General features: G+C 70.2%; 8 protein-coding genes. 4 read left to right on the plus strand and 4 right to left on the minus strand.

Annotated elements, in window-relative coordinates:
• Window positions 1-35: 35 nt before the first annotated feature.
• The gene (locus AB8Z36_RS18510) at window positions 36-668 is read right to left on the minus strand and encodes a TetR/AcrR family transcriptional regulator (RefSeq protein ID WP_369214438.1); all 633 of its coding nucleotides are present in this window, start codon (window positions 666-668) and stop codon (window positions 36-38) included.
• Between the two features lie 362 nt (window positions 669-1030).
• On the opposite strand from AB8Z36_RS18510, the gene AB8Z36_RS18515 reads away from it, so the two are divergent.
• From AB8Z36_RS18515 to AB8Z36_RS18530, 4 genes are all read left to right on the plus strand, one after another.
• Window positions 1031-2014, plus strand: a complete 984-nt coding sequence (locus tag AB8Z36_RS18515) for a tetratricopeptide repeat protein (RefSeq protein ID WP_369214439.1) — start codon at window positions 1031-1033, stop codon at window positions 2012-2014.
• An 838-nt stretch (window positions 2015-2852) separates the two neighbouring features.
• Entirely contained in the window at window positions 2853-3470 is a 618-nt protein-coding gene (locus AB8Z36_RS18520) for a DUF6230 family protein (protein ID WP_369214440.1), read from the plus strand.
• A 156-nt stretch (window positions 3471-3626) separates the two neighbouring features.
• Window positions 3627-4196 carry a DUF6114 domain-containing protein gene (locus tag AB8Z36_RS18525; RefSeq protein ID WP_369214441.1) on the plus strand — a complete coding sequence of 190 codons (570 nt, stop codon included), beginning with the start codon at window positions 3627-3629 and terminating at the stop codon, window positions 4194-4196.
• On the plus strand, window positions 4186-5646 hold the full coding sequence (locus tag AB8Z36_RS18530) for a hypothetical protein (protein ID WP_369214442.1): 1461 nt from the start codon (window positions 4186-4188) through the stop codon (window positions 5644-5646). The genes AB8Z36_RS18525 and AB8Z36_RS18530 overlap by 11 nt, the downstream gene beginning before the upstream one ends.
• 92 nt (window positions 5647-5738) lie before the next feature.
• Here the strand turns inward: AB8Z36_RS18530 and pyk are convergent, their stop codons facing one another.
• The 3 genes from pyk to pta form a co-directional block, all read right to left on the minus strand.
• Entirely contained in the window at window positions 5739-7175 is a 1437-nt protein-coding gene (gene pyk, locus AB8Z36_RS18535; protein WP_369214443.1) for a pyruvate kinase, read from the minus strand.
• Between the two features lie 106 nt (window positions 7176-7281).
• Window positions 7282-8502, minus strand: coding sequence for an acetate kinase (locus tag AB8Z36_RS18540; protein WP_369214444.1), 1221 nt, complete (start codon window positions 8500-8502; stop codon window positions 7282-7284).
• 23 nt (window positions 8503-8525) lie between these two features.
• The coding region (gene pta, locus AB8Z36_RS18545) for a phosphate acetyltransferase (protein ID WP_369214445.1) at window positions 8526-10185 on the minus strand (1660 nt) is incomplete at its 5' end.

Consider the following 10185-nt stretch of genomic DNA (forward strand, 5'->3'; position numbering starts at 1 on the left):
CCGGGGGGCGTTCGCCGGGGCGGTCCCGGGGCGTCTCAGTTCGGTGCTGTCGTCGCCGACAAGCCGCCCAGGAGGAGGAGGGTGAAGCGGCGGGCCCACTCCTCGTCGACCGGTTCCGCGCTGACCAGCGTCCGGTGGACCACCGCGCCCGCGATCACGTCGAAGATGAGGTCCGCCGTGCGGGCGGCGGCGGCCGGGTCCGGTTCCGTGGGGAGTTCGCCCCGCTCCTGCGCCCGCCTGCGCCCCGCGAGGACGAGCCGCTTCTGGCGGTCCACGATGGAGGCCCGGATGCGGGCCCGCAGCGGCTCGTCCGTCGTGGACTCCGCGACCACCGCCATCAGGGCCGTCTTCGTCTCGGGACGCCCGAGCAGCAGCGCGAACTGCAGGACCACGCCCTCGATGTCGGCGGCGAGGCTGCCCCTGTCCGGCAGTTCCAGCTGGTCGAAGAGCTCCGCCACCGCGTCCACGACCAGCTCGCTCTTGCCCGCCCAGCGCCGGTACAGCGTCGTCTTGGCGACCCCGGCCCGGGTCGCGACGGCGCCGAGCGTCAGCTTCGACCAGCCCAGTTCGACGAGGCCCTGCCGGGTCGCCTCCAGGATCGCGGCGTCGGCGGCCGCGCTCCGCGGACGGCCGCCGGAGCGGGCGGAGGGCGTGCTGGGACTCTGCATGCCCGCGACCATACCGGCCAGTACGGATCAGGCCGGAGTGCCGAGTGAGAGAGATCACCGGGGGTGTCTTCCCAGGCCCGCCGCTCGGCAGTTACGCTACGACCCGTAGCGAAAGCTGCCCGCGGGCCCGGTCCACCGTGCCAGCCACCGTGCCAGACACAGTGCGGTCCGCAGGCGACACCACCTACCACGAAGCACAGCGCAACCACGCAACTGAACGGCACCCGGCCCGGGGTGGGGACCCCGGACCAACCAGCGGTCCTCCTCGGGACCTTGTAGCCGCGCTCCCCTGGGACCCCGCAATCCGGCGGGGGGTTCCCGGACGGGCGCGGTTCGCCCACGGCTTGGGGGAGGATGTACTCATGCAGCCACGGAACATGTCCATGAGCGGAGTCGTCGACCTCGCCGCGGTGAAGGCGGCCCAGGAGGCCAAGGCGAAGGCGGAGCAGGCGCGCGCCGAAGCGGCCCGGCAGGGCGGGGGCGCGGCCGGCGCCGCGGTCTCCCCGTCGAGCCTGGTCATCGACGTCGACGAGGCGGGCTTCGAGCGCGAGGTCCTCCAGCGGTCCACCGAGGTCCCGGTCGTCATCGACTTCTGGGCCGAGTGGTGCGAGCCGTGCAAGCAGCTCAGCCCTCTTCTGGAGCGGCTGGCGCAGGAGTACAACGGCCGTTTCCTCCTCGCCAAGATCGACGTCGACGCGAACCAGATGCTGATGCAGCAGTTCGGGGTCCAGGGGATTCCGGCCGTTTTCGCGGTGGTCGCCGGGCAGGCGCTGCCGCTCTTCCAGGGCGCGGCCCCCGAGGCCCAGATCCGTCAGACCCTGGACCAGCTCATCCAGGTCGGCGAGGAGCGCTTCGGTCTGACCGGCCTCGCGGTCGACCCCGCGGCCGGGGACCAGGAGCCCGCCGAGGCGCCGGAGGCTCCGGCGGGACCGTACGACGCCCTGCTCGAAGCGGCCGTCCAGGCGCTGGACGCGGGCGACTTCGACGGTGCCGTACAGGCGTACAGGAACGTGCTCAGCGACGACCCGGCCAACACCGAGGCCAAGCTCGGCCTCGCCCAGGCCGAACTGCTCCAGCGCGTGCAGAACCTCGACCCGCAGCAGGTCCGCAAGGAAGCGGCCGAGAAGCCGGCCGACGTGCCCGCGCAGATCGCCGCCGCCGACCTGGACCTCGTGGGCGGCCATGTGGAGGACGCCTTCGGGCGGCTCATCGACACGGTGCGCCGCACGGCGGGCGACGACCGCGACAAGGCGCGCGTGCGCCTGCTCGAACTCTTCGAGGTCGTCGGCGGCGACGACCCGCGCGTGATCGCCTCGCGCACGGCCCTCGCCCGCGTCCTCTTCTGAGGAAAGCCCGATTCCGCGCGTCCTCTTCTGAGGGAAGCCCGACTCCGCGCGACCTCTTCTGAGGGGAAGCCGGACTCGGCCGACGTCTTCGCAGAGGAAGCCGGACTCGGCCGACGCCTTCGGAGGGGAAGCCGGACTCCGCCGACGCGAATCCGGCCGGATCCGGACTTGCCGGGGGCCCGCTCAAGGCCCGCCCCCGGCCCCGCCTCCGCTGACCAGTCGCTAAACGCCGGGGCTTGTGATGCCGGAGTGAAAACTTCGTCCTCAGGGCACACAGTGGCCGCGCTTTACCAAAACTTGGTAAACGCGGCCACTGTTACTGCCAGTAAGGCATCACCAGCCCTGTGGGCGGGTTCGCCCGCTTAAGTGCCGATTCGCACCCGCCTTTTGAGCCACCGTCCGTGGCCGACCGATACCGACTGGCCGCAGCCCGGTTATCCGCCCGTTACCAGCGAGTAACGAACCCCCTTGTGCAGGGGCCGAGAATGCACCACGATCGGCGACGCTCGGTCCAATGAACCCGCAGCCCCGACAGCCACTCGGGGAGCGGGGTCCCAGGGTCCCCACCGAGCAGACCGGTGACGCCGTCGCCGGTCTGGGACAGGGGGGTCTCTGCCGTCCCGGCAGGGCCTGTCCTTGAGGTTGTGCGTGATGCGTCAGGCGCGACCAGTGGTTGTCGCTCGGGGGTGATCGCCGGTGATGTGTGGTGCGGTAAGCGCCCTGCGAATCGGGCGCTCTCCTTCCCGAGGACGTAGCACTTCTCCCATCCCTGCCCGGCTGAGCCGCCCGAACGGGAGCAGCCAGGGCCGGAGATGTACGTCCGAGAAGGAGGAAAGTCATGGAGTCCGTGGCTCGTGGCGGAACCAGATGGAAGCGGTTCGCCGTGGTCATGGTGCCGAGCGTCGCGGCGACAGCCGCGATAGGCGTCGCCCTGTCCCAGGGTGCGCTCGCGGCATCGTTCAGTGTGTCCGGTCAGCAGTTCAAGGTGACTGCGAAGGAGCTCAACGGTACGGGATTCGTCCAGTACGGAGCTCTCGACAGCGGTAAGTCGGGTGCCCACCCGGTCGCCGTCGTCGGTCTCGATGAGGCCACGATCACCAACCTCTGCCAGTCCGTGGTCGTACCGGTCCCGGTCTTCGGCGATGTGTCGATGACCCTCAAGGCCGGTGGCGAGGGCGGTCCGAAGGTCAAGGCCAAGAAGCTCTACATCGACGCCGATGACCTGCAGGCCAACGCGACCTTCAACAAGGTGGACATCGGCGTCTCGGTCGACCAGACCACCAAGGGGCCGGGTCCGAGCAAGGGCGACAAGTACGCCCCGGACTCGTTCGCGCAGCAGGCGGAGTCGGTGAAGTTCACCGACGTCAAGCAGCGTGCGTGGGCGACCACCGCCGGCACCTTCAAGCTCTCTGGCCTCGGCATGTCGGTCAAGAAGGGCAAGCACGAGTGCTACTAGGGCGATAGCCGCCCGAGTAGGTCGTACGCAGTTCGGTACGCACTCGATGCGATGAACGGCCGGGCGCGGGGGCGCGACGGCACTTGACGGAGCCGTCCCCGTGCCCGAATCCGCACGACACACAGAACCAACGCCATTCCCGAGGAGCTGTACGACATGAGCGCCGAAGCGCAAGTGGGACTGGGCGACAAGCTCGGCCGGATGCGCCGATCGTTCCGAGGGTGGCGCGGTCAGCGCCCGTTCTGGGGTGGTCTGCTGACTCTTCTCGGCGGCATCCCGATCATGTATTTCCCGTACGCGAACCTCACGCTCGGCTCGATGACGATCCGGATGGCGACCACCGCCGGCGCCGGATCGCTGATCATCGGTGTGCTGTTGGTCGTGCTCGGCCTGACCATGTGGTTCCAGCCGCACTCCCGGATCTTCGCGGGCGTCGCGGCGATCCTGCTCGCCCTGGTCTCCCTTGTGGTGTCCAACTTCGGCGGTTTCGTCATCGGCTTCCTGCTCGCCCTGATCGGTGGCGCCCTCGGCGTCTCCTGGGCGGCCGCAAGGCCTGCCGGTGAGCCCGCGAGGGGACGCGGGACCCAGGGGTCCGGCGACCCCGTGCAGGACGGGGCGCCCGAGGCTCCCGCCGCGGCGGCCGCGGGTGGGGTGAGCGGCGCACAGGACGATCTGTCAGGAACGAGCCCGACGAACGGGACGAACGGGAGGCACCGTGCCGGCTGACGAGGTGCACCACGAGAGCTCCGCGGGGGAGCCTCGTGCGAGAACCGGGCCGCGCCACGCGGCTCCCAGAAAGCCGCTGCTGACCCGGCTCCAGGTACCGGCGGGCAAGGCGATAGCCATCGCGGCCATGCCCACCGCGGTCCTGATGGGCATGGGCCTGACCCCGACGCTCGCGCAGGCGAAGCCCGGAGTCCCCGACAACCCCTTCCAGGACGGCCCCTGCGTCACCGCGCCCGACAAGGACGCGGAGGACGAGGCGGCCAAGGACGCCGACAAGGCGAAGGAAGAGGCCGAGGAGAAGGCAGCCCGGGAAGCCGCCGAGAAGGACGCCGAGAAGGATGCCGGGGACAAGGCGTCCGACGAGGACAAGGACGGCGAGGGCGACGGCGCGCAGGGCGAGGGGAAGCCCTCCACGACCGAGTCGCCCGCCACCGGGGACAGGAGCGGGGACGGGGACGAGGCCAAGGACGAGCCCTCCGCCGAGCCGTCCGCCGACGGGGCGGGCGCCGAGGAGAGGAACGGCACATCCGAGCCCGAGCCCACCGAGACCAGGAACCCCTGGGACCCGCTGGGTCTCGGTGACGCCCTGAAGGACGCCTTCACGCCCGACGACAAGAAGGAGCAGGAGGAGAAGGAGCAGGAGAAGGAGCAGGAGAAGGAGTCCGGGAGTCCGGCGCCCAGCACCTCCGGCTCCGAGAAGTCCGGCTCCGAGAAGTCCGGCTCCGAGAAGTCCGGTTCCGAGGACTCCGGCTCCGAGGAGACCGATTCCTCCGACGACCCGGTCAAGGACACGACGGACAAGGTCACCAAGCCCGTCGAGGACACGGTCGGCAAGGTCGGGGACGGTCTCAAGGACGGGGTGGAGAGGGGCGCGGACGCGGCGAAGGACGCGGCCGGGGACGCCGGGGACGCCGAGGACAAGGAAGGGGCCGAGGCCGAGGACCCGATGGCGCCGGACGAGAACGGCAAGAAGCCGTTCCCGTGCGTGGTCGAGAAGAAGGTCGACGGCAAGGGCGAGCAGACGCCCGTCCCGATCCCGAACCAGCCCTGGCACCTGGAAGCCAGCTCGCTGACGCTCAAGGGCGCCGACTACCAGGGCGTCGTGAACCTGACGATGCCCAACGGCAAGACCAAGCAGGCGCTGAAGTACGTCGTGCAGAACACCGACATCGGTGATCTGCACCAGATCGTCGAGGGACCGGCCGGCAAGAAGTACCACGTCGAGGCGGCCAAGGGCTCCACGTCCACCATCAGGGGCGGGGAGACCACGATGTACACCGAGCGGATCTCGGGCAAGCTGTTCGGGCTCATCCCGATCACCTTCGACCCCGAGCACCCGCCGCCGCTGAACATCCCGCTGATCTACTTCACGGACGTGACCGTGCAGCAGGCGGGCCAGTTCGGCGGGAACCTCACGATCCCCGGCCTGCATCAGTCGATCACCGGCTGACCCCCCGGCCACCGGGAGCCGCGAAAGCGCCGAGGGCGCCCCCTTGGGACAAGGGGGCGCCCTCGGCGTTGGTACGGGTGCGGCCGACCGGATCAGTCGCGGCCGTTGCCGTTGCCGCCCAGGTGGTGCACCCGGACCATGTTGGTGGTGCCGGGGACGCCGGGGGGCGAGCCCGCGGTGATGACGAGGGTGTCGCCGTCGTTGAAGCGGTTGAGCTTGATCAGCTCGGCGTCCACCAGGTCGACCATCGCGTCGGTGTTGTCGACGTGCGGCACGACGTAGGTGTCCACGCCCCAGCTCAGCGTGAGCTGGTTGCGGGTCGACTCGTCGGTGGTGAAGGCCAGGATCGGCTGGGCCGCGCGGTAGCGGGACAGGCGGCGGGCGGTGTCACCGGACTTGGTGAAGGCGACCAGGACCCTGGCGTCGAGGAAGTCGGCGATCTCGCAGGCCGCGCGGGCCACGGAACCGCCCTGCGTACGCGGCTTCTTGCCGGGCACGAGCGGCTGGAGGCCCTTGGAGAGCAGCTCCTCCTCGGCCGCCTGGACGATCTTCGACATCGTCTTGACGGTCTCGATCGGGTACGCGCCGACGCTCGACTCGGCGGACAGCATGACCGCGTCCGCGCCGTCCAGGATCGCGTTGGCGACATCCGAGGCCTCGGCGCGCGTAGGACGCGAGTTGGTGATCATCGACTCCATCATCTGGGTCGCGACGATCACCGGCTTGGCGTTGCGGCGGCACATCTCCACGAGGCGCTTCTGCACCATCGGGACCTTTTCGAGCGGATACTCGACGGCGAGGTCACCGCGCGCCACCATCACGGCGTCGAACGCCGCGACGACGCCCTCCATGTTGGCGACGGCCTGCGGCTTCTCCACCTTGGCGATGACGGGGACCCGGCGGCCCTCCTCGTCCATCACCTTGTGGACGTCCTTGACGTCGTTGGCGTCGCGCACGAAGGACAGGGCGACCATGTCGCAGCCCATCTTCAGGGCGAAGCGCAGGTCCTCGATGTCCTTCTCGGAGAGCGCGGGCACGTTCACGGCCGCGCCGGGCAGGTTGATGCCCTTGTGGTCGGAGATGACGCCGCCCTCGACGACGATCGTCTTCACCCGCGGTCCGTCGATCTCGACGACGCGCAGCTCTACGTTGCCGTCGTTGATGAGGACCTGGTCGCCCTTGGAGACGTCGCCGGGCAGCCCCTTGTAGGTGGTGCCGCAGATCGACTTGTCACCGGGCACGTCCTCGGTGGTGATGGTGAACTCGTCACCCCGCACCAGCTCGACGGGTCCCTCGGCGAAGGTCTCCAGACGGATCTTCGGGCCCTGGAGGTCGGCGAGGACGCCGACGGCACGGCCGGTCTTCTCGGCGGCCGAGCGGACGCGGTCGTACCGCCCCTGGTGCTCGGCGTGGGTGCCGTGGCTGAAGTTGAAGCGGGCCACGTTCATGCCGGCCTCGATCAGCGAGACGAGCTGCTCTTCGGAGTCGACGGCGGGGCCCAGCGTGCAGACGATTTTGGAACGGCGCATGGGGACGATCCTATCGGTTTGTTTCGCGTCGGAATATTCCGTCTGGTGGAATCTACAAATGGGCGGAAGTGCGCTCAGGCGTTGCGGGCCGGGGCCGAATTCCGATTCACGCCTTTTCCGCGTCACTGACCAGGGCGTAAGTCTGGTTCGCTATCTCCAGTTCCTCGTCCGTGGGAACGACGGCGACGGCCACGCGCGCGTACTCCGGCGAAATGAGCCGGGGTTCGTCGGATCGTACGGAATTGAGCGCGCCGTCCACCGCGAGGCCCAGCTCCTCAAGGCCCGCCACGGCCGCCTCCCGCACCGACGCCGCGTTCTCGCCGACGCCCGCGGTGAACACCACGGCGTCCACCCGGCCGAGCACGGCGTAATAGGCGCCGATGTACTTCTTGAGACGGTGGATGTAGATGTCGAAGGCGAGTGAGGCCGCTTCGTCGCCCGCGTCGATCCGGCGCCGGATTTCGCGCATGTCGTTGTCGCCGCAGAGTCCGACGAGACCGCTCTTCTTGTTCAGCAGGTCGTCGATCTCGTCGATGCCCATGTCGCCGACGCGGGCCAGATGGAATATGACCGCCGGGTCGGCGTCGCCGGCACGCGTGCCCATCACGAGCCCTTCGAGCGGCGTGAGCCCCATGGAGGTGTCCACGCACCTGCCGCCGCGCACCGCCGACGCGGACGCGCCGTTGCCCAGGTGCAGCACGATCACGTTGACGTCCTCGGGGGCCTTGCCGAGCAGTTTGGCGGCGGCGCGCGAGACGAAGGCGTGCGAGGTGCCGTGGAAGCCGTAGCGGCGTACGCGGTGCCGGTCGGCGGTGGCCACGTCGATCGCGTAGCGCGCGGCGGACTCCGGCATCGTCGTGTGGAACGCGGTGTCGAAGACCGCGACCTGCGGCAGGTCGGGGCGGAGCGCCTGGGCGGTGCGGATGCCGGTGATGTTGGCGGGGTTGTGCAGCGGGGCGACCGGCACCAGGCGCTGGATCTCCTTGAGCACCTCGTCCGTCACCACGGTCGGCTCGGTGAACTTCAGACCGCCGTGGACCACCCGGTGGCCGATCGCGGCCAGCTCGGGGGAGTCCAGGCCGAGGCCGTCGGCGGACAGCTCCTCGGCGACGGCCTTCAGGGCCGCCGCGTGGTCGGCGATGCGCTCCTCGCGCTCGCGCGGCTCGGCACCGCTGCCGGTCAGCGGCGTGTGCGTGAGCCGTGAACTGCCCTCGCCGATCCGCTCGACCAGGCCCATGGCGAGCCGCGAGCGGTCCCGCATGTCGAGGAGCTGGTACTTCACCGAGGAGGAACCGGAGTTGAGGACGAGTACGCGAGAGGCGGTCACGGTGGAGAGGCTTTCTGTCGGGGTCAGGAGGTGGCCGGGGGCGGCGTCTGGGCCTGGGCCTGGATCGCCGTGATGACGACGGTGTTGACGATGTCCTGCACGAGCGCGCCGCGGGACAGGTCGTTCACCGGCTTGCGCAGGCCCTGGAGGACCGGGCCGACGGCGATGGCGCCGGCCGACCGCTGCACGGCCTTGTAGGTGTTGTTACCGGTGTTCAGGTCGGGGAAGATCAGCACGCTCGCCTGGCCCGCGACATCGGAGTCGGGCAGCTTGGTCGCGGCGACCGAGGGCTCGACGGCGGCGTCGTACTGGATCGGCCCCTCGACCTTGAGGTCGCTGCGGCTCGCGCGCACCAGCTCGGTGGCCTCGCGCACCTTGTCGACGTCGGCGCCCGAACCCGAGGTGCCCGTGGAGTACGAGAGCATCGCGATCCGCGGGTCCACGCCGAACTGCTCGGCCGTGCCCGCCGCCTGCACCGCGATGTCCGCGAGCTGCTCGGCGTCCGGGTCGGGGTTGACGGCGCAGTCGCCGTACACCAGGACCTTGTCGGCGAGGCACATGAAGAAGACGGACGAGACGATCGACGCCTCGGGCTTCGTCTTGATGATCTCGAAGGCGGGGCGGATCGTCGCGGCGGTGGAGTGCACCGAGCCGGAGACCATGCCGTCGGCGAGGCCCTCCTGGACCATCAGGGTGCCGAAGTAGTTCACGTCGGCCACCACGTCGTGGGCGAGCTCGACGGTGACGCCCTTGTGGGCCCGCAGCTCGGCGTACTTCGCGGCGAAACGGTCCCGCAGCTCCGAGGTCTGCGGGTCGATCAGCTCGGAGTCGACGAGGTCCACCCCGAGGTCGGCCGCCTTCTTGCGGATCTGCTCGACCGGGCCGAGCAGCGTCAGGTCGCAGACGCCCCGGCGCAGCAGTACGTCGGCGGCGCGCAGCACCCGCTCCTCCGTGCCCTCGGGCAGCACCACGCGGCGGCGGTCGGAGCGGGCCTGCTCCAGAAGCTTGTGCTCGAACATCATCGGCGTGAGGCGGTCACTGCTCGGCGCCGAGACCCGCTTCAGCAGGTCGGCGGTGTCGACGTACCGCTCGAAGAGGCCGAGGGCGGTCTCCGCCTTGCGGGGGGTCGCGGCGTTGAGCTTGCCCTCCAGGGCGAACAGCTCGGCCGCCGTCGGGAAGGAGCCGCCCGAGACGGCGACGACCGGGGTACCGGGCGCGAGGCGGTCGGCGAGGGTGAGGATCTCCTGGCCCGGCTGTTCGTTCAGGGTCAGCAGGACGCCCGCGATGGGCGGGGTCCCCGCGCTGTGCGCGGCGAGCGAGCCCACGACCAGGTCGGCGCGGTCGCCGGGGGTGACGACGAGGCAGCCCGGGGTCAGGGCGTTCAGGAACGTCGGCAGCATGGCGCCGCCGAAGACGAAGTCGAGCGCGTCGCGGGCGAGCCCGGAGTCGTCGCCGAGCAGCACCCGGCCGCCGAGGGCGTGGGTGATCTGGGCGACCGTCGGCGCTGAGAGCGCGGGCTCGTCCGGCAGGACGTAGCTGCGCACGGGCAGGTCGGCGGCGAGCAGCGCGTGGATCTCGTCGCGGTCGGCGGGGGCGACCCGGTTGGTGACCATCGCGAGGATGTCGCAGCCGAGGCTCTCGTACGCGCGGTGGGCGTTGCGCGTCTCGGCGCGCACCGACTCC

This window comes from Streptomyces flavofungini, from assembly GCF_041028215.1.
Taxonomy (GTDB): Bacteria; Actinomycetota; Actinomycetes; order Streptomycetales; family Streptomycetaceae; genus Streptomyces; species Streptomyces flavofungini_B.